This is a genomic window from Cellulomonas hominis (assembly GCF_005239125.1).
Taxonomy (GTDB): domain Bacteria; phylum Actinomycetota; class Actinomycetes; order Actinomycetales; family Cellulomonadaceae; genus Cellulomonas; species Cellulomonas hominis_A.
Genome location: NZ_SZYE01000015.1, coordinates 1 through 24,291 on the forward strand (window position 1 = coordinate 1; position 24,291 = coordinate 24,291).

The window sequence follows — 24,291 nt, forward strand, 5'->3', positions numbered from 1 at the left end:
GTGGCGGCTGCGGCCGGTGCGTCGGCGGCCGTCGCGGTCGCGACCGTCGTCGACGCGGCGGGCGACGGGGCCGGGGCGGCGCCCTCGGGGGCGGGGGCCGCGGGCTTCCGGCGGGGCTGAGGCATGCGGTGAGCATAGGGGCACGTTGTGGGGAACCGACAAAGGTCCCGCCGGTGCCGGACGGGGTGGCGGACCGTTCGACCGGTGCGGGACGACCGCACCGGATAGTGTCGCGTCATGGCTCTGCTGCCCCGACTGCGCCGCCTGCTGGGCCGCCCTGCGCCCGCGTCCCGGATCGGGGCGCGTCGGCCGACGGGTGCTGCCCGGCACGGCGACGTCCCCCAGGAGGACGCCCTCAGGTCCCGGCTCGGCGACGACCCCAACGACGAGCGCGCCTTCGCGGCCCTCGCCGAGATCGTCCGCCGGCACGCCGTCACCGGCGTCGACGACGACCCCCTGACCGCGGAGGCGGCCGACGCCGAGCGGCAGCGCGCCGCGGACCTGGCCGTGTGGTCGCTCGGCGAGGAGCTCGCCGGCAACCCCCGCGCCTGGTACCCGCTGGTCGAGGTCGCGCGGCTGTCCGTGCGCGACGACCTGGAGGGGACGCTCCGCCGGCTCACCACCGCCACCGAGCGCGACCCGTCCGGCGCCGCGCTCGTCGCGGGCCTGCGCCTGCTGCGCGAGGCGGGGCTGCCGGTCGAGGCGCTCGGCCTCGGCACCGGGCACTGGCACCCGCGGGAGCACGACCCCGAGGTCGGGCGCGAGCTGGTGCTCGCCGCGGTCGAGGCCGGTCGCCCGCTCGACGCCAAGCAGCACCTCGCGAACCTCGAGCTGTACCCGCGGCAGGACGACATCGCCCAGATGCGCCGCGAGCTCGCGCGGCTGGTGGACCAGGCGGAGCGGCACGCGGGCGCCTGACGCCGCGCACCCCGGGCGCGGCCCCTGCCGCTCCGCCCGACCCCGTCCCCAGCCCTGCCGCCGCCCGTCCCGTCGTCAGTCGACGACCCGGCGCCGAGATCGGCGGTTCGCGTCGAGATCGGTGGGTGCGAGCACCGATCTCGGGGGGAAGCGCCGATCTCGGCGGGGTCCGGCGCGCGCGTGGACGCGCCCGGCGGACTGACGGGGGCGGGGAGGGCGCCGGCCCCGGGCGCCGGAGACGCGCGCGGCGCGGCGCAGCGCCCCCGGGACAGCGACGGGCCCCGCACCCCCCGAGGGGAGTGCGGGGCCCGTCGCCGTGCGGTCAGGCGGGTCCGGTCAGGACTCGCCGCCCGCGTTGCCGGAGGTGCCGGCGGTGACGTCGTACAGCCGGTACTTCTCGATGGCCTGGGCCGGGGCGTCCGCCGCGACCTTGCCCTCGCGGGCGAGCTGCTGCAGCACGCGGACCACGGTCGACGGCCCGTCGATCTTGAAGTGCCGGCGGGCGGCGGCGCGGGTGTCGGAGAACCCGAACCCGTCGGCGCCGAGCGTGGCGTACCGGCCCGGGATCCACTCGCGCACCTGGTCGGCGACGAGGTGGTCGTAGTCGGTGGTGGCGACGAACGGGCCCTCGGCGCCCTGGAGCTTGGCGGTGAGGTACGGCGTGCGGGCCTCCTCGCCCGGGTTCAGGAACGCGTGCTGGTCGGCGGCCAGCGCCTCGCGGCGCAGCTCGTTCCAGGACGTCACGGACCAGACCGCGGCGTGCACGCCCCAGTCCTCGGCGAGCAGCTGCTTCGCCTCGAGCGCCCACGGCACCGCCACGCCGGACGCCAGGATCTGGGCCTTCGGCCCGTCGCCCTCGGCCGGGGACAGCAGGTGGATGCCCTTGAGGATGCCCTCGACGTCGACGTCCTCCGGCTCGGCCGGCTGGACGATCGGCTCGTTGTAGACCGTGAGGTAGTAGATGACGTCGGGGTCGCGGCCGTCCTCGCCGAACATCCGCTGGATGCCGTCGCGGACGATGTGCCGGATCTCGTAGCCGTACGCCGGGTCGTAGTGCACGACGTGCGGCATGGTGCCGGCCAGCAGCGGCGAGTGGCCGTCGGCGTGCTGCAGGCCCTCGCCGGTCAGCGTGGTGCGGCCGGCGGTGGCGCCGATGAGGAACCCGCGGGTCATCTGGTCGCCGGCGGCCCAGAACTGGTCGGCCGTCCGCTGGAACCCGAACATCGAGTAGTAGAAGTAGAACGGGATCAGCGCCTCGCCGTGCGTGGCGTACGACGTACCGACCGACTGGAACGCGGCCGCGGAACCGGCCTCGTTGATGCCGGTGTGCATGATCTGGCCGGACTCGGACTCCTTGTAGGAGAGCATGAGGTCGCGGTCGACGGCGAGGTAGTTCTGGCCGTTCGTGTTGAAGATCTTCGCGCTCGGGAAGATCGAGTCCAGGCCGAACGTGCGGGCCTCGTCGGGGATGATCGGGACCAGGCGGCGGCCCAGCTCCTTGTCCTTGACGAGGTCCTTGAACAGCCGCACGAGCGCCATCGTGGTGGCGACCTCCTGCGTGCCGGAGCCCTTCTTCAGCAGCTCGTAGGCCTTGTCGCCGGGCAGCGTGAGGGGCTTGTGCGTCGAGCGGCGCTCGGGCACGTACCCGCCGAGCTGGCGGCGGCGCTCCTGGAGGTACTGGATCGCCGGGTCGTCCTGGCCGGGGTGGAAGTACGGCGGCAGGTACGGGTTCTCGTCGATCTGCTCGTCCGTGACCGGGATGGAGAGCGAGTCGCGCAGGGCCTTGAGCTCGGCGCCCTTGAGCTTCTTCATCTGGTGCGTGGCGTTGCGCCCGGCGAAGCCGGAGCCCAGGCCGTAGCCCTTGACGGTGTGCGCCAGGATGACGGTCGGCTGCCCGGTGTGCTCGCGCGCGGCCTTGTAGGCGGCGTAGATCTTCCGGTAGTCGTGGCCGCCGCGCTTGAGGGCCCAGATCTCGTCGTCGGTCATCTTCTCGACGAGCTGCTTGGTGCGCGGGTCGCGCCCGAAGAAGTGCTCGCGGATGAACGCGCCGTTCTCCGCGCGGTAGGTCTGGTAGTCGCCGTCGGGCGTCTCGTTCATGAGGTGGACGAGCGCGCGGTCCTTGTCGGCGTTGAGCAGGGCGTCCCACTCGCGGCCCCACACGACCTTGATGACGTTCCAGCCGGCGCCGCGGAACTGCGCCTCGAGCTCCTGGATGATCTTGCCGTTGCCGCGGACCGGGCCGTCGAGGCGCTGCAGGTTGCAGTTCACGACGAAGGTCAGGTTGTCGAGGCCCTGCTGGGCGGCGTGCTGGAGCATGCCGCGCGACTCGGGCTCGTCCATCTCGCCGTCGCCGAGGAACGCCCAGACGTCCTGCTGGCTGGTGTCCTTGATGCCGCGCAGGTGCAGGTACTTGTTGGTCCACGCCTGGTAGATCGCCGACGCCGGGCCGAGGCCCATCGACACCGTCGGGAACTCCCAGAAGTCCGGCATGAGGCGCGGGTGCGGGTAGGACGGCAGGCCGCCGCCCGGGTGCGAGACCTCCTGGCGGAAGCCGTCGAGCTGGTGCTCGGTCAGCCGGCCCTCGAGGAACGCGCGGGCGTAGACGCCGGGGGAGGCGTGGCCCTGGAAGTAGATCTGGTCGCCGCCGCCGGGGTGGTCCTTGCCGCGGAAGAAGTGGTTGAGGCCCACCTCGTACAGGGTCGCGACCGAGGCGTAGGAGGAGATGTGGCCGCCGACGCCGACGCCGGGGCGCTGCGCGCGGGTCACCATGACCGCGGCGTTCCACCGGTTCCACGAGCGGTACCGGCGCTCCAGGACCTCGTCGCCCGGGAAGTACGGCTCCTCGTGCACGCCGATGGTGTTGACGTAGGGGGTGTTCAGCTCGGCCGGCACCGCGACGTTCCGCTCACGCGCGCGCTTGAGCATGCTCAGCAGCACGTAGCGGGCCCGGGGACCGCCCTTGTCGTCGATGAGCCCGTCGATGGACTCGACCCACTCGGAGGTCTCCTCGGGGTCCACGTCCGGGACCTGGCTCAGCAGGCCGTTGATGAGCGGTCCGCGCTCGTCCTTCGAAGCCACCAGTGCTCCTCGCCTCTCCACGCGGGGGCCGGTCGGCCCCGGTGCGCATCTCGGCCCGCCGGTGTGCGCGCCGGTTTCGGTGCGCGCCGCCGCCGGGCGGGTAGTAGGACCATTGTCCGCCGTCCGGACACCGAAAGTCTCCCAGTCCGACACTCGGGATGCGTGACGTCCGTGACAGTCGCCCCCCGCGGGGGTGTCCCGGGTCACGTCCGGGCACGTCACGGGGCGTTTCCGGGCTGCGCGGGCACCCGTGCGGGGCGGTCGGCGGCGGGGTGGGGCGCGGGGTCGCCGACCGTCGGAGGGGCGGCTCCGGCGGGCGGCGGTGTCGCGGGTGCGGCGGCGCAGGTCCGCGAACCGCCGAGCTCGTCGGCGCCACGACGGTGCTTGCCACGCGCACGTGGGGTGCGGTGGGCTACCGTTCGGTGATCATCGAACAGGCGGTGCCCGGGACCGGCCCGGCACGCCAGACGGAAGGAACAGGTCAGGACGTGGCATCCAGCACCGGCGACGCCCCCGAGGGGGCGGGCCGTCTCGGGTTCACCTCGGGCCAGGTGGTCCAGGAGTTCGGTTACGACGACGACGTCGACAACGACCTGCGCGCCGGTCTGGAGGGCATCACCGGCACCGAGCTCGTCGACGAGGACTACGACGACGTCGTGGACGGCGTGGTCATCTGGTTCCGCGACGAGGACGGGGACCTGGCGGACACCCTCATGGACGCCATGACCGTGCTGGACGACGGCGGCCAGATGTGGGTGCTCACGCCGAAGCCGGGCCGCGACGGGCACGTCGGGCACGACGACATCGAGGAGGCCGCGACCACGGCCGGCCTGCACGCGACGAGCACGTTCTCGATCGCGGGCGACTGGTCCGCGACGCGCCTCGGCAGCCGCGGCCGCGGGCGCTGAGCCCCGCGCGGTCCCGGCCGTGAGCCAGGGGCCGGGGGTGCCCGTCGTCGGCGACGCGGCGCCCGTGCTGACGCTGCCCGACGCGCACGGCGCGCCGGTGAGGGTCGGCGGGACGTCGGCCGCCCCGGTGCTGCTCGTGTTCGTGCCGTTCGCCTTCTCCCGGGTGTGCACCGCGGAGCTCCGCGAGCTGCAGGCGCACCTGCCGGAGCTCACCCGCGCGGGCGTCGAGGTCCGGGCCGTGTCCTGCGATCCCGGACCGGCCCTGCGTGCCTGGGCGGAGCAGGACGGGTACACGTTCCCGCTGCTGTCCGACTTCTGGCCGCACGGCGCAGCGGCGCGGGCCTACGGGGTGTTCGACGAGGTCGACGGGTACGCGCGGCGCGGGTCGTTCCTGCTGGACGCCGCCGGCGTGCTGCGCTGGTCGGTCGAGTCCGCCGCCGGGGTCGGGAGGCCGTTCGCCGCGTACCGCGAGGCGGTCGCGGGGCTGTGACCCGCGTGCCGGAACGGGTGCCGGCACCTGTCCCGTCGGGGGCCGGCGTCCGGAGCGGGCGGCGGCACCCGCACCGGTAGGCTGCCCAGCGCAGGGGCCTGTAGCTCAGTTGGTCAGAGCGCCGCGCTTACACCGCGGAGGTCGTCGGTTCGAGACCGGCCGGGCCCACCACGGCTTGTTCGTCATGAACGAGCGAAGTTGTTTGTCTAACTGCTCTGCGGCGTGTTCTCGGCGGGCGGTTTGTGTGTTTAGGTGTTGAGCAGGGACTCTACTAGCACGTGAGCGTTCTAGTCCCCGGGCTTGACGTGAGCAGCGGGCTTTGGAGTGTATGCCAACCAGCGCGCTGACCGTCACGGTCAGTGGGCTGGCGGGTGGGGATGTTCAGTTCAGTAGGGGAGCATCCCCGGGGTGTGTCACCCGGGCTGGTGGGGGACCGCGGTAGTGCGGACCAGAGGGACAGGCCGGCGCCCGACGTCCGCGAAGGTCTTCCGGGAGTTCCGAGCGGTCAGGTAGTGGGGCCGCTCGACGCACTCGTGGAGGGCGCGAGCGCGAGGATGGCGCTTGCGCCTCTTCAGCTTGTCCGTCGGCGGAGCGTCGGAGTGGTCGCCGATCGCGGCGAGCCATGGGTTCGGTGCCAGGCGCAGGAGGTGCCAGTCGCGGATCTTCCGGACGTTCAACCCGACAAGCCCGAACGTGATCAGAGCGTGGTTGCGGGACGCGCCGTGAACGCGAGAGCAGAACCGGTCGAAGTTCATATCGCGGTGGGCGCGCGCTTCGGAGTGCACGTGCTCGATCGCGGACCGGCGGGAGTACGATGCGAACCACTGCGTCGTACCGAACAGCAGCGGCTGACGCTCGCGGAGGAAGAACTCGAGGCTGAGGGTGGCGGTTCTGACGCACCCGCACGTCGTGATGACGTCTCCCTCGTCGTCGTACGTCGCAGGTGCGCACATCGACGGCGCTCTCGCAGGCGCCCTCTCCGACGTGGACCAGCGCGCCCCGAGCGCAGCCAAGGCTGCAGCCAAGGTTCTGATCGAGGCCGCGTGCCCGGTATCGCCAGCCTGGCACTGCGACGGAGGTGGTCGTGGCGCGAGGGGCGCCGCGTCCCGGCGATGCTGCTCACCGAGGACCCGCGCGTCCGTGAGGCGATCCGTCGGGTCGCGAGCAGCACCACGCTCTCGAGCCCATACGTACGTAGATCGGGACCGGGTCCAGGTGATCCGCCCCAACGGCGCCCCGAGGGACAGTGGCAACGCCACCCCCGGGGCGCCGTCATGCAGTCCCGTCGCGCCCTCTAGAGTCGGGGGTGCCCTAGGTAGTGGGAACGCGCCATCCGAGGTTGTTGCCGATCGCCACCACGCTGGTGAGCCACACAGTCGGGCTGCACCGGCGACCATCGGAGGCACCAGGAACGCCCTGGCAGGTGGTCGGGGAGCCCGTCGGGATCGCAGAGATGATGCCCACAGCAAGCCGCTGCGCCCCCGCGGAAGAGCTCACGATCGTGTAGCCAGGCCCGCCGCTGTCCCCGTTGCCGGCAGCGGGCTGGTCGTTCACGTTGGTTGTGCGCATGCCGAAGACGGCGGTCAGGTCGCCGCCGAGACTGTAGTTTTCCGTGGTCGAGCTGACGAGGTTGCCGCAGTTCAGGCCGCTGTAGGACCCGGAGAAGCACAGTTCCTGTCCGATGTACGGCGTTGTCTGGCCGTTGATGGCCGAGAAGATCGTCGAGTTGTATTCAGCGGTCCACATGTACGGGTTCGCGAACGTGGTCGTCAGGATCGCGCCGTCGTTCAGAACGTCCCGTGTGGCGGTCGTGCCGAAGAGGTACCACTGCACGGGCGTGACCGACCGGTCCGGCGTGACCCACTGCTCTCCGACGGCGCCGCAGTGTGCCGCGAACATCAGGCCGCGGGCGCTGGCGTCGTTGTCCTTCACGACGGTGAAGCCGCTGGTGCAGCCGGCGCCGGTATTCCACGACGTGAGCCGTGCCCCGCCGAGGTGGTAGCTGATGTCGCTGAGCCGGGCGTTGTCGAACGCGGCCTGCGGCACGTCGTTGTCGAACGTCAGGGGGAAATGCGCCTCGTTCTGCAGGCGCTCCTGCAACGTGGGTTCGGCCGACCGCTGGGCACTGGGGCCGCTGACCTCGTCGAGGCTCACCCTGATCCCGGATCCGTCGTAGAGCGCAGCCGCAGACGCCACACGCGCGTCCGACTCGACCAGGCGGCGGGCAGCATCGCGGAGCTCGCCAGGCATGAACTCGGTCTGCTCGATCACCACCTCAACGCTGGGAACGGTGGAGGTGTCGCGCGCGAGCTCGGTGGTGATCTCGCCGTGCCAGTACACGATGACCTGGGTGCGATCCCGGGTGACCTCGACCGCCGAGAACTGCGGGTCGGTGCCGTACTGCTCGCTGAGCGAGGCAGCCAGGTCGTTCATTTCCTTGGGGACCGCCGGCAGGGCCAGCTGCTCGCTGTCTTCGCCGGACGCGTCGGGTGCGATGACCGACTCGCCCTCGGCGACAAACGGCGCTTCCTGCCCGGACCAGGGCGCTCCTCCGGCCTCGGCTCCGGTAACTCCTGCAGCGACCAAGGTGATCGCTGCTGCTGACGCAACGGCAAGGCGTTGACGGGTACGACGTCTCACGGTTTTGCTCCCTGCAGTCGTGATCGCGCATCTCCGCGGCCGCGGAGATGCCTTCGTACGCACCAGGAAGACGCGTCAACCGGCGCGTGTCGATCACGCTATGAAGGGAAAGGGTCGCGCATCTGGGTTTCTGCGTGACCCGTCCGAGTGAACCGTGACGGGCTGTCAGCGTTCAGCCCACCGCGACGACGACCAGTGCTCCTGCGGCGATCGTCGAGACCGCGAGGCCCCACCATGCAAGGTGCGCTCGTGTACGGCGAGCAGCGACAACGGCCACCCCAGCCCCCGCGAGCGCCAGGACGAGGCTGGCGACGACGCCAGGTGTCACCGCAGGATCGCCGCACGGAACCGGGGGGTAGACAGGCCGGCAGAGCGCGTCGGGGCCGTCGCCCGCCGCGATGGCAACAAAGGCGGCGATTGCCGCGCACGCCACGACGACGCCGCACACCTGCTGCACAGAACGCCCGCGTCGTGGGTGAGTCGAAGTGACCATGCCGACATCATGGTCACGATCGTCCGCTGAGTCGATCCGCCGCTGTGCGCACTTCGCCCGGTCCTACCGGACGAACGTGCAGCACACGACACGGGCGCTTTATGTGCGCTCGCCGGCCACGTCCTGCTCTGTCTCTGGTGCCACGTTGCCAGTTGGGCCGTCTGTGCATCCACCTAGGACGCGTCTCCCAAGTGGTCGAGGTGGGTGTTGAGGTCGCGCATGGTGTGGTGGAAGGCGGTCTCGAGGTCGACGTCATAGGTGTCGGCGAGGGTGAGCACGGCCCAGAGGCAGTCGGCGAGCTCGTGGGCCAATGCGGCGTCCAGGTCGTCTGGCGGACGGACTCCGGCCTTGCCTTGCACGAGTTTGGCGAGGTCGCCAACGTCGCCGAGGAACCTCACCATGATCTCTTCGGGGGTCCAGGACCGTCCGTAGCGGGGACCGGGTCGTAACCGTCCTGTCCGGGGTGCCGGGCCTACGCGTCGCGGCCCCCGAGGGCACCTACCTCGCCTGGGTCGATGCCACCGGCACCGGGGTCGCTGCGCCCGCCGGCCACCTCGCCGACCACGGGGTGCTCGTCACCGACGGCGCCGGGTTCGGCAGCGCGTACAGCGGCTGGTTCCGGCGCAACTTCGCCACGCCCGCACCGGTCCTCGACGAGGTGCTGCGCCGCGTGGCCGCCTCGTTCGCCTCCTGAACCGCACCACCCACCACCACAGAAGCGAGCTCCCGTGTCGCACTACACCGACCCCACCGACGCCCAGTACACCGCGGTCTACAAGGGGCAGACCCCGGAGATGCTGAAGGCGTGCCTCGCCTTCGACTCGACCGTGTTCGCCGCGGACGGGCCCGAGCTGCCGCTCAAGGTGCGGGAGCTGATTACCGTCGCGGTCGCGCTGACCACCCAGTGCTCCTATCGCATCGAAGCGCACAGCGAGAACGCCATGAAGGCCGGCGCCATCATGGGAGAGCTCGCCGAGGCGTCCTGGGTCGCCAGCGCGATCCGCGCCGGCGGCGGGTTCGCGCACGGGCGGATGGCGTTCAAGGTCGCCCAGCCGCACGCGCACTCCGCCTGACGGGACGGCCCCGCGCGGCGGCAGCCGCGCGGGGCCGTCCACGACACCGAGAACGGCATTTCCGTCGCGACGTGGGCGACGGGGCCCCGTTCCGTGCAGGTCAGGTCCGACGGGAGCAGTCGTGACACCTGATGTTCTTGGGTGTGCGCTCGAGAGAGCGGTGCTGGTGCACCCGGGTTAGCGCGTTGCGTCTTGGGAAGAACCACGCACGGGCTCGGCGTCGATCGCGGCGAGCACATCCTTGAGAGGGCGATGAACCGCCGACACGCGGTGCACGAGAGCACCACTAGACCGGGCGTCGCGAGTATGCAGACGGTAGCGCCGACCTGCGGGGACGTAAGCTCGTTCAGCGCGAAAGCGATCGGTGCGAACAGCGCGACTCCCAACGGGATGGGCACGAGACCGAGCAGGGCGTCACCAGTCCGAATCATTCGTGCCGTGGTCATCGCCTCGTCACGACCGGTCTGCTGGTCTAGGTACGCAACTCGCCGACCCGCGCGATCGACCCATGCACGGTGGGTGGTGGAGAACGACCCGAAGGCCGCGTATCCGATCGCGGAGGTGAGCGTGGCGGCAACGATGACCTCGTTCACGGCGACGTCCGCTGGCACATTGAGTCCCGTCGACACCGCGAAAGCGCCCGCGATCACCCAGGCCCCGAACGCCAGAACGTCGACGCGAGTCACCGGTGGGTAGCGCGTGAGCGACACCAACAGGTGCGTTCGCCTGTTCAGCTCGCGTCGTAGTTCCAGACGAGCAGACCTCGGCACCCGTTCGAGGAACTCCGTCGCGCGGACCTCATCTCGCAATCGGCGTGCTGTACGAAACAACGGGCTGATGGTGGCGACGAGGCCCGCGCCGATTACTCCGACGACGACCTTCGCAGCCTCTGAGAGCATGCCGTCCATGGAACGCATCGTGGCAGCAGGCACCCACACACCTTGCGCGAGCACCCCCGCGCCGTCTGGGTCCACACCGAGCATGCGACCCGGTGACCGGGGGTGCGAGTACGTCGTCCTGCTGCGCCGGCATCCGGCGCGCGAGAGTCCCGCCCGATCCGAACGCGCCTTTCCGGGAGGGGGGAAGTGGACGAACCTTGTCGGTATGGCTAGTGCGCCACACTGTCGACGAAAGCGCGCATGAAAACGCCTTCTCGCCCCGACTCACAGGCGCTCCGAACGGGTGAGCTAGTGCGAGCGACTACGTCGTTGTCGCTGGCGGACCCGGGTCCGCGGTGGCGTCGACAGCCCGGATGCGCCAGCTCCCGCGTCACAGAGTCACAAAGCGGCGGCACATCGCCAGCACCATTGGATGCGCAGAGTTCCAGCCGCACCGCTCGAACCAACGAGAGAAGCTCACGGCGCCCCGGGTTCCCGAACCCTAGACGCCAGAGGCCCGCGTACGAAAGGCGGCTCCTCGCACGACCCAACGACGAGGTCGTCGACTGGGGCGCCGGATTCGACATGACACGGCCTGACGGCTCGAACCCGTGGCACGGCGCGCATCGTGACGACGCCGGTGGCCGCACACCCGATCTAGGCGCGCCTCGAGCACCGCGATCGCAACACCGCGGACGCTGGTGTCGCCGGCGTTCCTCAAGAGCAGGTTGTGCTCTACATTCGCACTCAGTGCACGGGCTCCAGAACTCGCTTGTGGAACTCTTGCCTCGTGTAGGGCGTGACGTCGTTCAGACGCCATGCCTCCTGAGCCGCGCCGAAGATGTCAGTCCGCCAGCCGCGGTCTCGGTCGGATGTCGGCGGGTCATAGACGACGTCGATCGGCGCGTCGGCAGGCAACGTCGCGGTGCGGGAGTTTCCGAGCTGCAGTTCCGCGCCGTCGTCGCGGAACCTCGTCACGAGGTAGTTCCAGGACTGGATCTCTCGTTCGAGAACGTCTAGCGATGCGACGTTGAATGCCCACACGTTGGTCAGCGCGTTGATCTCGTTGCCAGTGCGCAGCAGATCGAAGCTACCCCGCTGCTTCCCAATTCGCGCCTTCGGCTGGACGAAGAGGTCGACGTCCTCGGTGAGGAGACCCTCATAAACCAACCTGTCGCGCACGTCCGCACGGAGAGTTCGACGCGTCACGCTCCGGCGGTGTCGCGCCGGCTCTCGTTCGACGAGGTGAGGGAAGAGCAGATCGATTCCCGCTTGCGCGGTATCGACCGCTATGGGAGCGGGTGCTGAGAACTGCACCGAGTTGGCCTGGCGCGCGCGTAGGTTCTCGACCCATCCACTGCCGATCGAGTGCTCGCCGAAGCCGACGGCGCCGTGGTTATCGATGATGCGCCGGAACCAGCCGATCCACCCCGACAGCTCTCGTAGATCGGAACTGAGGTTCCCGCGATTGCGGACGAAACGCGGGTCGAATCGTACGGCCCAGTCGGCGCCGTCTCGCCCGCAAACGAGGCCGATGTTCGTGAACTCGCCCCGTGCGACATTCGGGACGAATCGGATTATCCAGTACTGGTAGCTCACGGGGCACCTCCTCAGGAGTGTCGGCTCTGGTTCGCGGCGGCGCGGAGCCGGTCTGCCACGCCCTCAGCGCGGAGGAACAGTATCGACGCTAGCTCCGACAGTTCCTGCACGGTGGTGTCCCATTCTAGAGGCACCGCACCTGTGACGCCCTGGATCGTCCCCAAGCTGAGATCGTCGATCCGGTCGGCGGCTTCCCGCAGCGCGGATGCAGAGGCGACCCCTGCATCGAGGTCGTGCCGCCACGGCGAGGTGCCGATCCTCCTGAGCGAGTCGACGTCCCAGTCTGCCTCTCCGGCCAGCCAGAACCCGTGGTCGAAGGTCCAGATGCTGTAGTCCTCCGTGGTCTGATGCAGCCACTGCGGGTCGACGCCCATGCAGAGGTCCCAGAGGGCGAAGATGAACGCCTGCCGCCGCCTGTTGTCATCCCGATGTGAGTAGACGCCCCAGTCATCTGCGACGATGACATCCTCGACGTGCTGCGACCCGTGCCCGACACCGCCGTGCAGGTACTGAGCTGGCGCGTAGTCCCAGCGAAGCGACTGCGGGATCTCGACGAGCACGTTGCTCGGCACGGGCGCTCCAATCAACCGCCCGATCCCGTACGCGACCGCCTCGGCGACTAGCGTCCGCGATCCCTGCGGGTTTCCTGGCGCCTTCACCCAGTACTGCCGTCCGTCGGAAGCCAGTCCTAGGAACGCGGCTGAGCCGGAGTCGCCTCGCCGCAACGGTGCAACCAGCGCCACGCGAGAAGGCGGAGTGACCTGGCTGACCATACCTAAAGCCTATAGACGGTCGCGCGTCAGGCCCGGGAGGCTCGTCACGCGGCGTTGCCCTGATCTTCAGGCTGCCGACCGCTTCGACCAGAGCGCCCCCGCTCGATCGGCCTGCGGCGTCCGTCGTCGCGGCGCGTCACCTTCGCGGTTACGTCTCCTGCGCTCGGCGCAACGGTGCGCGCGTCACTTGATACTCGGTGGCCTGCTGCATCTTGGTGATGCCTTTCGGGCTTGCCAGCGGCCCGGGACTCGGCGCCGCAACCGCGTGGTGGCCGCCTGGTTCGATCAGGCCCAGCGGAGCCGACGGCCTGTACACAGCATCACCCTCACCTCTACGCGCTCCTGAACAGGGACAACGTCGCCGCCGGTAGGCGGACCAACGAACGATCCGCTTGCCGGGTGTACGCGCGAATCCACCTGCACCTCCAGGCAAGCGACTGCGTCACCGAGACCTCGACCAAGGGCGTAAAACGCAACGTCGGCTTCCAGTACCCCCCGCAGGTTCACCCACGCGACCGCCAAAGAGTACCTGCTGCTCGAGATGGGAAGCAGGGGAGGGCCGAACCCCCACGCGATGCACACCGTGCGGTCCATGGTCGTGGAGTACGCGATCACAGAGCTCGGTGACGACGAGTCGACGTGGCCGGAGTTCGCACCGGTGATGATCGAAGTGCTTGCGCCCGAGCGGACTTTGCTGGAGAAGTGCGCGCTGCTCCACAACCTGGGGGCCAAGATCGCGCAGGATCAGGACCAGGTTGCGCTGGAGTACATCGGACGCGCAGGCCGGCACTACTACGACGTCGCACGCCTGCTGTCCGACGAAGGAGTTCGCGACTCGCTGGACGCCCTGGGGCCTGATGGGGTGGAGAAGTTCGCTGCGAACATCGACGAGGCCAGCGACAACGCTGGCTGGCGGTTCGAGCCCCGCCCCGAGGACAGGTACGGAGTGAGTGTGGCGTTCGACGCCGACGCACCATGCCACGCCAACGCCGCGGCTGCTTATGAGAGCGCCATGCCGACGTTCGACGGAGAGGCGCCCACGTTCGTGGACGTCTTGACGACCGTCCGTAAGTACCGGCACCTCATCTAGGTTCGCGGCGCGGCGAGGGCGCACATTAGGGCACGAAGGCAGGTGCGCGCCTCGTGGCCCTTAGGCCCATCGCAGCGAACTTATGCGATGGGCCTAAGGGCCACGAGATGACTATTCACCCGAACGCGTAGCCCGTACGGTGGACGTGTTCCGCGATTTCATCCGATCGACGCACCGGCGTCGGAGAGGCTGCACGACCGTGGTGCGTAAGCGCGTACGTCTCGACGAAACGCCCGCCGCGTTGCGCTACGTCAACTGCCTCCGAGGGCGAACATCACACGCCGCCCGCGAGCGGTCGCGCGTTCCGCTGCGGCATCCTGCAGCCCCGCGCGGTCCAAGGTCCCATGTCGCGCCGGAGGAGGGCTCTACTGCTCGGCAGCACTCCCTATTCGGATGGGAGGTGACCGGCCCCGTCGGGGGGCCAAGACGGAGGCCCTGTCACGAATCGCACAGATGCACGCCGACGAGATCCGCATGCACGACTGGTCGGACGCTCACACTCGGCTCGACCGGGCGGGACACGACCGCACGCTCGACCGGACTTCGAGCGAGGCGCTCGACGCAACCCGTACCCGCAACGTCCGCGTCAACGTGATGTGGGTGACCGCCCAGGTCCTCGCGTACAACGACCTGAACTTCGACGTCGTTGAGTTCGCGTCTCAGTGCGGGATCACGGACCTGGGCAGGGGCTGGCTCGAGAACGGGATCCGCGGAAGTAACGGGACGTTCCAGCGCCCCGGCACCACCGTGTTCGCCGACAGCGACTCCGAGGCGTCATCTGGCCTGCCTGCCCGCGAGACGCTGCGGGCCGGCAGGCGGCCGCCGCGCATCGCAGGTGCGGGCGGCACCGATCATCATCCAGCGGCTGCTGCTCGGGTCACACGTCGGCGCCGTTCGAGTCGAGCCAGACCCGGTCCGTGCGCCATCGATGGCGCTGCACGGCCTGCGCTGCCGCCACGCTCGTCGCCAGCAGAGCGGTGCGCGTCGACAGCAGATCGTACGCACGCGAACCGAGCATGGGATGTCCTGCCCCCTGCCGATCGAGTTCGCGCACCAAGGTCTCGGCGACCGGCAGCCGGTGGCCTCTGTTCCAGTCGAGGCGAGCCGCGAACAGGTGTGGCGCCGTGATCGGTACGAGGTTGGCCAGCTGTGCGACCGCGTGCTGATGCGCCACGTGGGCCGAGGAGCGTTCCTCTGGCGTCACAGCTTGCGCGACCTTGCCGGCCGCTTCCACGAACTCGTCCCGGAGGCGGGAGAAGGAGGCGTTCTCGATGGTCAGCGTAGCGAGCCGCAGTACCTCGAAGCGCTGCCACGCATCTTCAATCGCGCGTGGACCTAGTGAGAGGCCGGCTTGCAGGACCGGTGCCAGCGCCTCGTACGACACGAACTCAGCCAGGTGGCTCGCGAGGACCACCTCGTGGTGATCGTGCATATCGGCGCCTCGTAGGGTCAGCAGCTGGTACATCGATGAGAACCGTCCTGCCGCCACGGACGCGATTCCGGCGGACCAGTAGAGCATCGCGCCGACGTGGCGGGGCAGTGCCAGCATCTTGACCAGACCGTCACCGTAGGCGTTGACGCCGAAGCGGGGGATCTCCCGCAGCCACCATTCGTTGCTGCCCTCCGAGCCCCAGTACGCCACCGCTGCGACGAGTGCGGCTGGTACCTGAGCCGCCTCTCGCACGGCCGCGATCATTGCCGGGATGCCGACGTCGACCTCGCGCGGGTGGTCGGAAGGGTTGAGTTCCGGTAGGGCGTGCAGACGCGTGAACTCCGCCCCGAGGGTGTCGTGCAGTTCGATCGCCACCCAGCGACCTGACAGCTCCCGCCGGGCTGTCTCGGCTGCGACTGTCACCGTCAGCGGGTGCCTCGCCCTCCGGGCGCGCATCGAGGTCACCGCGTCTGCGAGCATCCCGAGCGCCGTGTCAGCATCCGCGCGGATGAGGGTGCCGTGCTTCGCGGTGCGCAGCTCGACAGCCTCGACGCGCTGCTCGAACGGCTCCACCCACGTCATCGTGAACCGCGGCGGATAGTGCTCGCGGATGGCTTCCCGCAGCGCGGGGTCGTAGACGCCTGACCATCCTGCTGCCACGAGTCCGTAGTTGGTCAGCACATCCCGGAGAAGTGCCGCCATGTCGGGGTGGTAGGTGCTCAACTCGTCGGTGGTGTTGAGCATCGACGTCGGGTTCAGGTAGTCGCCGTGCAGGTGGATGACGCAGCATCGGATCGTGTGCAGCGGATCCATGCCGCGCACGTCCGCCGGGGTGGCGATCACGACGGGCTCGATCCCGGCCGCCCGTAGCGCTTTCTCCATGAGGCGGTCGAAGTTCAGGGTGACGATCACCCGTACCGATCCTGTGAGCACGAGGCGTGCGACCGCCTCATGCGCTGTCGAGGGTGCCACATCGACGTCGAACTCGTCCCCGGGCTCGAAGAAGCCACGAAGCAGTTTCTGTCGCTCGATCGGCGTTGGCGCCAGACGTCCGAGCATGTCCTGGTACTCGGCCGCGGTCCCGAACGTCTCAGCGAACCAGCTGATCGGGTCCTCGGGTGCCGCCCCCATCTGCTTCGCGACCTGAGACGCAAGGGAAACCCGCACATCCCATGCAGACGGAAGTCCGCTGGACATGGAGACTCCGGCGCCGAGCAGGAAGGCGTACGCGCCCGGGTTGGAGTGGATGGCGAAACTCAACGTCAGCAGGTCGGTCCCTGGGTCGGCAGGCTGCATCACGCGTCGACCGTAGCGTCGCGTGTGCACCCGATGCGACGCCGCGCCTGATCGGTCAGCACGGCCGTCCACCCGCGTGGGAGTGAGGGTGCTCTGGTGCTCGCCCCTGATCGCCTGGGTGAGCGGCGGTGGCCTAGGACGGGAGCGGATAGCGCCATTGCTTCCGGTCAACTGCGCGGCCTGTCGGATCCATGCTCCACGTGACGGTGACGGTAGTATCTGTGGTCGCGAGCGTGCCGACGGCGAGAAACTCGACGGCTTCGTCAGGCGCGACACGCGTTGGGTCGCCGTTGACAACGTCGGGTCCCATCAGCGACGAGTGGCCCTCCAGCTTGACGCGCTCGCTCAGCGGGCCACCTCGGTGGCGTCTGTCTGCGCCCCATCGCTTGCCCGGTCGGGCCCAGGGGCGTGCAAGATGGTGGCGACCACGCCTCGTCCCGGGAGCCGAGACCTTCGCGCCCGCGCCTATGTCCCCCGTGCGCAGGGAGTACACCGACGGCCGCGCGCCACCGTATCGAGGGGGTGGGCGCCCGTGGTCCACTTCGCTGCGATCGGACGCTGATTCCCGAGACGGCGGGGCGACCATCTCGCTACGGTCGCGCTATGAAGGCAGTGCCTGCACCCGATGCTGAGTTCCCATTCACGTTCTCGCAGTTCGAGGAGTGGTACGAGGAGCTGACTCGCGCCCAGCTCGAACCGGCACGCGTCGCGTTCGAGCGCATGATGACGACCGAACTGCGAACCCTCGAGATCGAGTCGGGAACCGGGCGGTTCCGTACGCCGACGAGTCGAATCAAGGAGCCCTTCCGCCTCTGGGCCAAGATGAAGATGCCGAAGTACAGCGGACGCATCACCCAGCTCGGTGACATCCCCAAGGTGATCGACGACCTGATCGGTGTCCGGATCGTCTGCGTCAACAAGGCGGATCTGAACGCTGTTCGCAAGGCCCTTGACGGCTTCGCGCGCAGCAGCCAGTCCAACGACTTCGGCATCGCGATCGAGGACAACTCAGAACGCGACTACCTGTCGAAGCCGAAGGACTCGGGCTACCGCGCCTACCACGCGAACCTCGTCACCCGCGTGTCGCACCGCAACGGCATGTTCGTCGTCCGCGGAGAACTTCAGGTGCGCACCCTGCTCCAGGACGGATGGGGCGAGCTGACCCACGAGGACACCTACAAGCCCGACCAGGAAGTTCCGCCTATCGTCGAGGTTCTCGCGCTGCGCATGGGCGAGCTCTTGGCGACCGTCGACGACATCGCGCAGGACATCCGTCAAGAGCTCGGCCGTGACCTCGAAGCGGCCGTCGTCGACGACGCCAAGGGTGCGGCGCCTGACGACAAGGTGACGACCGAGGAGCCGACCGCGCTCTCTGCACTCGTCGCTGGGCGTGCGGCGAGCATCATCACCAGTTCCAAGCGGCCCCTGGCGCTCTCTCAGATCGCCACCCAACTCCGAGGGACCTTCGGCGGTCACGAGCTGACCGGATGGTTTGGGCACGGGGCGTTCAAGAACTTCCTCCTCGACGCGGTCCCGGGGGCGCGCATCATCCCGATCGGCCCGAGCTACGCGGTGCCTCCTGGCGTCGAACCCGACGAGACCTGGCCCGAGAAACTACGGCGCGCCGTCGAAGGAGAGTCGAGTCCTCGCAGGGAGGATCCGTCGTGACGTCAGATCTCGACGGCGTCAGGTCAGATATTTCACACGAACGGCGGTTGGTTGCCTAGCGACCGGTCTGGTCGAGTAGAGGAATGGGTTTTGACTATGTCGACCTCGATGACGACGTGCGTGGGCATATGCTCGCTGAGTTCGAACTCGACGCGAGCGGCGAGCTGTACTTGAGCAAGCACTTCAGCAACCTCGGCGCCGAGAGCTACCCGGCCCACATGCGAACAGCGATCCAGGCCGGCAACGACGCGTCGTTGGCTGAAGCGCTCCGCCGCCAGGAGTACTTCAACTCGCACTACATGCGGGCAGCTCCCGGCGGGGGATCGACCCGTGTCCGGGTGTCGCGCAACGTCGCGGAGACGTTCGCCCAGGGGGAGTTCAACCGCTTCTACCTGCGCGGACTGTGCAGCAACGTTCTGGCAACCAGCGGCGAGGAGGCCCAGATCGAGATCTACCGGGCGCGCGCGTCGGCGAACCCGCGCCCCGAGTCCCAGGCGATGGTCGGCAAGCTCGTCCTCGCCGCAGCGCTTCTCGCGGACCTGCGTGCCCACAAGGGTCTCGACCTGGCGCTCGGAATACCCGCGGGGCCGAACTCCGGATTGTCCGCTCGCAGGCCACGGATCGCCGCGCCGCCGTCCGAATAGGACAAAGCGCCGAAGCCGTACTTTCGCCACGTCCATGGGGGGCGGGCTATGTGTCGGCATCGGCGCCAAGAGTCCCCGGCTCCCAGTCGATCGTTTCCTAGAATCGGTTGCAGGCCCCGTTCGGAGGGGGTTCTTGGCCGGCCCCGTCGGGGGGCCAGACACGGGGCGACTGTGGCCCTGTCACGAATCGCGCAGATGCACGCCGACGAGATCCGCATGCACGATTGGTCGGACGCTCACACTCGGCTCGACCGCGCAGGGCGCAACCGCGCCGACGACCGGTGTCCGAGCGAAGCGCTCGACGAGACTCGGACCCGCAACGTCCGCGTCAATGTGTTGTGGGTGACCGCGCAGGTGCTCGCGTACAACGACCCGAACTTCGACGCCGTCGAGTTCGCGTCGGCGTGCGGGATCAAGGACCTCGGACGAGGGTGGCTGGTCAAAGGTCTGCGCGGTCACGACGGGACGTACCAGCGCCCTGGGACGACCGAGTACAACGGGAACGACTCTCAGGCGGCCCCATACGTGCCTCCCTGCGCTTCTACAAACTCATCCAGGTCCTCGTCCGGCGAGTCGGCGAACTGCGCCGATGACACCTTCGCAGGTCCCGCAGTCCAGCCTGTGCACAGCGCGACCCTCAACCTGCACACGCTCCTGACCAGGGACGACGTCGTCGCAGGTCAGAACGATCGACAAACGAGCCACCACCACCCCACCACGGCATGTCCGGCACGGCTGCCCCTCCCACAGCCCCCAGGGGCCTTCCCCGGGAGTCCTGAGGTCGTCAGGCGTCGTCGAAGCGGTCGCGCGCCGCCTCCACCTCCGCCAGGTGCGCGGAGGTCCAGGCGAGCAGGGCGTCGACGGGCTCCCGGAGGGTCTTGCCGAGCGGGGTGATCGCGTACTCGACCGCCACCGGACGCGTGCTGATGACCGCACGGCCGACGATGCCGTTGCGCTCGAGCCGGCGGAGCGTCGCGGTCAACGACTTCGCCGTGACGGCCGGGATCGCCCGGCGCAGGTCGTTGAACCGGGCGGGCGCCTCGCACAGGTGCTCGAGGACCTGCATCGACCAGGTGTCCAGCACCTGCTCGAGCAGCTCGCGGTGGGGCGCGCCGACGGCGAGGCGCTCGGCGGGCGTGGCGGTTTCGGTCACGACACCTAGTCTCGTTGAAGTGTCCTGCGGGTACCACGTAGGAAGGGGATACCTGCTTCCCACCCTTCGGAGGACCTCGTGCCCGTCCAGCTGCTCAGCCCCGCCGGTCTCGCCCACCCCGTCCCGTACCAGCACGTCGCGATCGGCTCGGGCACCCGCCAGGTGCACGTCGCCGGCCAGGTCGGCAGCGTCGACGCGGACGGCGCACCGCTCGCCGCCGACGACATCGCCGGGCACGTGGCCGACGCGCTCCGGAACGTCGCGACGGCCCTCGCGGGCGCGGGTGCGACCTTCGCCGACGTCGTCCGGCTGACCATCTACGTGACCCGGTGGACGGCCGACCAGATGCCCGCGTTCCTCGCCGGCGTCGGGTCGGTGGCGGAGGAGCTCGGGCTGCCGACGCCGCTGCCTCCCGCGTCGCTGATCGGGGTCGAGGTGCTGTTCGAGCCCGGCGTCCGCGTGGAGATCGAGGCGACCGCGGTGATCGGCTGATCCAGGGCGCCCCGGGAGCGGGGCGTCGTCAGCGGTTGAGCAGGCGGCCGAGGAACCCCCGGCCGGGCTCGGCGTCGGGGTGCCCGTCGCACCACTGGTCGGCCGGTACGACGCGCCGGACGTCGGCGACGTGCTCGCCGCACCCGGCCCAGGTCGTCTTGCCGCACTGCCGGCAGGTCGTCGGGTAGCACATGGGTCTGCTCCTGTTCGTGGAGGGGGGGGTCAGGCGAGGGTGAGGAAGAGCTTCTCGAGCTCGGCGGTCGTGAGACCGTCCTCGGCCCGGGGTGCGCCGTCGGGCTCGGCGACGCAGTCCTTCATCGCGGTCGCGATGACGGTGAAGCCGGCGCGGTCGAGGGCGCTGGACACCGCGGCCAGCTGGGTGACGACGTCCCGGCAGGGCGCGCCGCCCTCGACGGCGTCGATCACGGCGTTGAGCTGGCCGCGGGCGCGGCGCAGGCGGTTCAGGACGCGGCGCTGGGCCTCGGCGTCGGGACCGGTCATGGGGTTCCTCCGGGGTGTGGTGGGGTCGTGCCGGTCGGGCAGGGTGTCGCGAGGGCTCAGGCTCGGCCGGCGGGCTCGGGGGTCACGATCGCCGACGCGGCACGGTCGCCGAGCGCGGCGCGCAGCGTCAGCATGCCGCCGGACAGGGACGCGGAGTCCAGGCCCGCCTGGGTCAGGACCCGGTGCGCGAGGGCGGAGCGGACGCCCGACCCGCACAGGGCGCGCACGGGCCGGCCCGCGGCGGCGGCGCGCACCTCGTCGAGGCGGTCGCGCAGCTCGGTGTGCGGGATGTTGAGCGAGCCGGGCAGGTGCCCCGCCGCGTACTCCGCCTCGCTCCGGGTGTCGAGCACGAGCGCGGTGGCGAGCACCTCGTCCAGCTGGTCGGCGTACCAGAGCCGCAGCGTGCCGTCGAGGACGTTCGCACCGACCATGCCGGCGAGGTTCACCGCGTCCTTGGCCTGGCCGTAGGGCGGGGCGTACGCGAGGTCGAGGTCGATCAGGTCCGCGACGGCCATCCCCGCGCGGATCGCGGTGGCCAGGACGTCGATGCGCTTGTCGACCCCGTCGGTGCCGACGGCCTGCGCGCCGAGCAGGCGCCCGTCCCCGGCGCGGACGTGCACGAGCAGGTGGATCTGCTCGGCCCCGGGGAAGTAGCCGGCGTGCTGGTTCGGGTGCAGGTGGAGGGTGCGGTGGTCGATCCCGGCGGTGGCCAGGGCCCGGCGGTCCGCGCCCGTCGTGGCGGCGGTCAGGGACCCGACGCGGACGATCGCGGTCCCCAGCGGTGCCGGGAGGGGCCGGGCCGTCTCCGGGCGCAGGATGTCGTCCGCGACCAGCCGCCCGGCGCGGTTGGCCGGGCCGGCCAGCGGCACGGGCCGGCGCACGCCGGTGACGGCGTCGGTGGAGACCACCGCGTCGCCGACCGCCCAGACGCCCGGGGCGGACGTGCGTCCGTGCTCGTCGACGACGATCGCGCCGCGCTCGCACACGATGCCGGCGGCCTCGAAGGGGGCGGTGTCCGGGCGCACGCCGACGGACAGCACGACCAGGTCGGCGGGCACCCGGCTGCCGTCGGACAGGACCACGTCGTCGCGCAGCGGCCCGTTCAGGACCTCGGTGGCGCCGACGCCGGCGCGGACGTCGACGCCGAGGCGGCGCAGCTCGTCCGTGACGGGGTGGGCGACCTCGTCCTCCAGCGGCGGGAGCACGTGCGGGGCGAGCTCGACGAGGGTGACGTCGAGCCCGGCGAGGACGAGGGCCTCGGCCGCCTCGACGCCGATGAACCCGCCGCCGAGCACGACGCCGCGGCTCGCCCCGTCCTCGACGCGGTCCCGCAGGGCGCGCGCGTCCGGCACGGTGCGCAGGGTGCGCACGCGCGGGGACTCCAGGCCGGGCACCGGCGGGCGCACGGCGCGGGCGCCCGGCGCGAGGACGAGCGCGTCGTAGGACAGCTCGGACAGGCCGGCGGCGGACCGGACGGTCAGCACGCGGCGGGTGGTGTCGACGGCGGTCACCTCGTGACCGGTCCGCACGTCGAGGTCCAGGGCCGCGCGCAGCGACGCCGGTGTCTGCACGAGCAGCCGGTCCGGGTCGGTGATCTCCCCGCCGACGAAGTAGGGCAGGCCGCAGTTCGCGAACGAGGGGTGCTCCCCGCGCTCCAGCACGACGATCTCGGCGGACTCGTCCAGGCGGCGGGCCCGGGCCGCGGCGCTCATGCCGCCCGCGACGCCGCCGACGACCACGATCCTCATCGGGCACCCCCGGTGTGCGGGGCTGCGACCCGGGCGTGGACCCGGGGGACCGGCAGCACGAGGTGGTGGTCGGGCGCGGTCACGCCGAGGGGCGCGGCCGTGGTCGCTGAGGTCGTCATGGCACCACCATATACCCCCGGGGGTATACCTCCGACCGCGGAGCCGGCCGGCGCGCGGCCCTCAGCCCTCCGGCAGGAGGGGGCGCACGACGCGCGCGGGGTTCCCGGCGACGACCACGTCCGGCGGCACGTCCTTCGTGACCACGGACCCCGCGCCGACGACCGACCGCGCGCCGATCGTCACGCCCGGGCACACGACGACGCTGCCGCCGAGCCACACGCCGTCCTCGATCGTGATGGGGGAGACCCGCTCCCAGCCCTGCGGGCGCAGCTCCGGGTCCAGCACGTGGGTCGGCGTGTACAGCCGCACGCTCGGGCCGATCAGCACGTCCGCGCCGATGCGGATCTCGCCGCCGCCCAGGGTGAGGAAGTCCGCGTTGACGAAGGTCCGGTCGCCGAGGTGCAGCCGGTGCCCGTAGTCCAGGTAGAACGGCGGGCGGAAGTCGACGCCCTCCCCGACGGTGCCCAGCAGCTCGCGGAACAGCTGCTCGGCCGCGGGGCGGTCCTCGTCGTAGAGGGCCGTGATCCGGCGGCACGTGCGCTGGGTGCTGGTCGTCATCCCGGCCAGCTCGGGGCCGGACCGGTAGCGGTACCAGTCGCCGGCGACCATCTTGTCGTACTCGGTGCGGCCGTCCGCGAGGGCGGTCGCGAGGTCGAGCTCCTGCACGGGGTTCTCCTTCGTCACGGACGACGAGTGTCCCAGGCGGGGGCCGCGGGGCGCCGGGACCTCCGGCGCGGCCCCGGCCGTGAGCACGCCGCGAGCGGTCGCTCGCGGCCCGGGGCGCGCCTGCTCGTCGCGCGCGTCCGCTGTGCTCACGGCGTCCGCGGGTGTCGTGAGCACCCGGTCCCGGCGGGGTCGGATGGGCTCACCGCGTCGGGAATCGGCCCGTCCGCGGCCGACGACTGCGGAGAGGGGGGAACTGTGTACCAGATCACCGGACAGGGAGCGGGCGTGCTCGCCACGACGGGGCTGGCGCTCGCGAGCGGCTGGGTCGCCGCGTGGACGCTGGTCGTCGCCGGCATGGCCGCCTGGTCCGTGGCGCGGGTGCTGCGGCGCAAGGCCGTCGAGCGCGCCGGCCTCGCCCGCTGACGACGGGTGGGCCGCGGTGCCGCGGAGGTGCGCCGTGGGAGACGGCGCGGGCGGGTGCGACCCGCCGGCCTCCGGGCGCCGGGGCCCCTCGTCGTCCCCGGCACGCCCCCGTGCGTGCGGACCTCGACGCGGTGTCGGTGAGATACCGACACCGCGTCGCTATGATACCGACAGCGCGTCGGAAACCCGGCGCGTCCCCCCGACCCCG

At 70.5% G+C, this 24,291-nt stretch carries 23 protein-coding genes, 1 tRNA gene and 1 pseudogene; 11 read left to right on the forward strand and 14 right to left on the reverse strand.

All coding sequences use genetic code 11. The features are described 5' to 3' along the window. The first annotated feature begins 237 nt into the window (after nt 1-237). Nucleotides 238-918 carry a hypothetical protein gene (locus FA014_RS03750; protein ID WP_154728366.1) on the forward strand — a complete coding sequence of 227 codons (681 nt, stop codon included), beginning with the start codon at nt 238-240 and terminating at the stop codon, nt 916-918. Nucleotides 919-1,254: 336 nt separating this feature from the next. On the opposite strand, the gene aceE is transcribed toward FA014_RS03750, so the two are convergent. Next, nucleotides 1,255-3,996, reverse strand: coding sequence for a pyruvate dehydrogenase (acetyl-transferring), homodimeric type (gene aceE, locus FA014_RS03755; protein ID WP_154728367.1), 2,742 nt, complete (start codon nt 3,994-3,996; stop codon nt 1,255-1,257). A 488-nt stretch (nt 3,997-4,484) separates the two neighbouring features. On the opposite strand from aceE, the gene FA014_RS03760 reads away from it, so the two are divergent. The 3 genes from FA014_RS03760 to FA014_RS03770 all read left to right on the forward strand — a co-directional run bounded on the left by FA014_RS03760 (nt 4,485) and on the right by FA014_RS03770 (nt 5,565). Continuing rightward, the gene (locus FA014_RS03760; RefSeq protein ID WP_154728368.1) at nt 4,485-4,904 is read left to right on the forward strand and encodes a DUF3052 domain-containing protein; all 420 of its coding nucleotides are present in this window, start codon (nt 4,485-4,487) and stop codon (nt 4,902-4,904) included. Between the two features lie 37 nt (nt 4,905-4,941). Then, nucleotides 4,942-5,394 carry a redoxin domain-containing protein gene (locus FA014_RS03765; protein WP_230322842.1) on the forward strand — a complete coding sequence of 151 codons (453 nt, stop codon included), beginning with the start codon at nt 4,942-4,944 and terminating at the stop codon, nt 5,392-5,394. Between the two features lie 94 nt (nt 5,395-5,488). Further along, a tRNA-Val gene (locus FA014_RS03770) sits at nt 5,489-5,565 on the forward strand. A gap of 242 nt (nt 5,566-5,807) precedes the next feature. Here the strand turns inward: FA014_RS03770 and FA014_RS03775 are convergent. From FA014_RS03775 to FA014_RS03785, 3 genes are all read right to left on the reverse strand, one after another. Further along, nucleotides 5,808-6,347: a hypothetical protein gene (locus tag FA014_RS03775; RefSeq protein WP_154728370.1), complete on the reverse strand. Its 540-nt coding sequence runs from the start codon at nt 6,345-6,347 to the stop codon at nt 5,808-5,810. Between the two features lie 358 nt (nt 6,348-6,705). Beyond that, nucleotides 6,706-8,034, reverse strand: coding sequence for a hypothetical protein (locus FA014_RS03780; protein WP_154728371.1), 1,329 nt, complete (start codon nt 8,032-8,034; stop codon nt 6,706-6,708). A 666-nt stretch (nt 8,035-8,700) separates the two neighbouring features. Continuing rightward, nucleotides 8,701-8,931, reverse strand: coding sequence for a MazG nucleotide pyrophosphohydrolase domain-containing protein (locus FA014_RS03785; RefSeq protein WP_268865879.1), 231 nt, complete (start codon nt 8,929-8,931; stop codon nt 8,701-8,703). A gap of 59 nt (nt 8,932-8,990) precedes the next feature. Between FA014_RS03785 and FA014_RS03790 the strand changes: the two genes are divergently transcribed. Both FA014_RS03790 and FA014_RS03795 read left to right on the forward strand, forming a co-directional pair. Next, a complete protein-coding gene (locus FA014_RS03790) occupies nt 8,991-9,221 on the forward strand; it encodes a hypothetical protein (protein WP_154728373.1) in 231 nt (76 codons plus the stop codon). 34 nt (nt 9,222-9,255) lie between these two features. Then, nucleotides 9,256-9,600 carry a carboxymuconolactone decarboxylase family protein gene (locus FA014_RS03795; RefSeq protein ID WP_230322844.1) on the forward strand — a complete coding sequence of 115 codons (345 nt, stop codon included), beginning with the start codon at nt 9,256-9,258 and terminating at the stop codon, nt 9,598-9,600. A 1,625-nt stretch (nt 9,601-11,225) separates the two neighbouring features. Here FA014_RS03795 and FA014_RS03800 read toward each other — a convergent pair. Both FA014_RS03800 and FA014_RS03805 read right to left on the reverse strand, forming a co-directional pair. Then, nucleotides 11,226-12,077 carry a DUF3037 domain-containing protein gene (locus tag FA014_RS03800; RefSeq protein ID WP_195969152.1) on the reverse strand — a complete coding sequence of 284 codons (852 nt, stop codon included), beginning with the start codon at nt 12,075-12,077 and terminating at the stop codon, nt 11,226-11,228. A gap of 11 nt (nt 12,078-12,088) precedes the next feature. Then, on the reverse strand, nt 12,089-12,850 hold the full coding sequence (locus FA014_RS03805; RefSeq protein WP_195969153.1) for a HipA family kinase: 762 nt from the start codon (nt 12,848-12,850) through the stop codon (nt 12,089-12,091). A gap of 523 nt (nt 12,851-13,373) precedes the next feature. Between FA014_RS03805 and FA014_RS03810 the strand changes: the two are divergent. Then, a pseudogene (locus FA014_RS03810) lies at nt 13,374-13,940 on the forward strand (nucleotidyl transferase AbiEii/AbiGii toxin family protein); the annotation flags it as partial. An 877-nt stretch (nt 13,941-14,817) separates the two neighbouring features. Here the strand turns inward: FA014_RS03810 and FA014_RS03815 are convergent. Beyond that, nucleotides 14,818-16,668: an SIR2 family protein gene (locus tag FA014_RS03815; RefSeq protein WP_230322847.1), complete on the reverse strand. Its 1,851-nt coding sequence runs from the start codon at nt 16,666-16,668 to the stop codon at nt 14,818-14,820. 603 nt (nt 16,669-17,271) lie between these two features. Between FA014_RS03815 and FA014_RS03820 the strand changes: the two genes are divergently transcribed. Continuing rightward, a complete protein-coding gene (locus tag FA014_RS03820) occupies nt 17,272-18,336 on the forward strand; it encodes a GTP pyrophosphokinase (protein WP_154728378.1) in 1,065 nt (354 codons plus the stop codon). A gap of 83 nt (nt 18,337-18,419) precedes the next feature. Next, nucleotides 18,420-18,980 (forward strand): hypothetical protein, encoded by a 561-nt coding sequence (locus FA014_RS03825; protein ID WP_154728379.1) that lies wholly within the window; start codon nt 18,420-18,422, stop codon nt 18,978-18,980. A gap of 180 nt (nt 18,981-19,160) precedes the next feature. Here the strand turns inward: FA014_RS03825 and FA014_RS03830 are convergent, their stop codons facing one another. Both FA014_RS03830 and FA014_RS03835 read right to left on the reverse strand, forming a co-directional pair. Next, nucleotides 19,161-19,439, reverse strand: coding sequence for a hypothetical protein (locus FA014_RS03830; protein WP_154728380.1), 279 nt, complete (start codon nt 19,437-19,439; stop codon nt 19,161-19,163). Between the two features lie 325 nt (nt 19,440-19,764). After that, nucleotides 19,765-20,133, reverse strand: a complete 369-nt coding sequence (locus FA014_RS03835) for a winged helix-turn-helix transcriptional regulator (RefSeq protein WP_154728381.1) — start codon at nt 20,131-20,133, stop codon at nt 19,765-19,767. A gap of 78 nt (nt 20,134-20,211) precedes the next feature. On the opposite strand from FA014_RS03835, the gene FA014_RS03840 reads away from it, so the two are divergent. Then, nucleotides 20,212-20,625, forward strand: coding sequence for a RidA family protein (locus FA014_RS03840; RefSeq protein ID WP_154728382.1), 414 nt, complete (start codon nt 20,212-20,214; stop codon nt 20,623-20,625). A 28-nt stretch (nt 20,626-20,653) separates the two neighbouring features. Here the strand turns inward: FA014_RS03840 and FA014_RS19850 are convergent, their stop codons facing one another. From FA014_RS19850 to FA014_RS03855, 5 genes are all read right to left on the reverse strand, one after another. Then, nucleotides 20,654-20,818 (reverse strand): hypothetical protein, encoded by a 165-nt coding sequence (locus tag FA014_RS19850; protein WP_195969154.1) that lies wholly within the window; start codon nt 20,816-20,818, stop codon nt 20,654-20,656. 29 nt (nt 20,819-20,847) lie between these two features. Further along, complete coding sequence (locus FA014_RS03845) at nt 20,848-21,126, reverse strand: metal-sensitive transcriptional regulator (RefSeq protein ID WP_154728383.1); 279 nt, start codon at nt 21,124-21,126, stop codon at nt 20,848-20,850. Nucleotides 21,127-21,182: 56 nt separating this feature from the next. Beyond that, the gene (locus tag FA014_RS03850) at nt 21,183-22,874 is read right to left on the reverse strand and encodes an FAD-dependent oxidoreductase (protein WP_154728384.1); all 1,692 of its coding nucleotides are present in this window, start codon (nt 22,872-22,874) and stop codon (nt 21,183-21,185) included. Beyond that, on the reverse strand, nt 22,871-22,993 hold the full coding sequence (locus tag FA014_RS20920) for a hypothetical protein (protein WP_268865878.1): 123 nt from the start codon (nt 22,991-22,993) through the stop codon (nt 22,871-22,873). Before FA014_RS20920 ends, FA014_RS03850 begins: the two co-directional genes overlap by 4 nt. 61 nt (nt 22,994-23,054) lie before the next feature. Beyond that, on the reverse strand, nt 23,055-23,678 hold the full coding sequence (locus FA014_RS03855; protein ID WP_230322845.1) for a sugar O-acetyltransferase: 624 nt from the start codon (nt 23,676-23,678) through the stop codon (nt 23,055-23,057). 237 nt (nt 23,679-23,915) lie between these two features. On the opposite strand from FA014_RS03855, the gene FA014_RS03860 reads away from it, so the two are divergent. Further along, entirely contained in the window at nt 23,916-24,083 is a 168-nt protein-coding gene (locus FA014_RS03860) for a hypothetical protein (protein WP_154728385.1), read from the forward strand. The last annotated feature ends 208 nt before the right edge of the window (nt 24,084-24,291 follow it).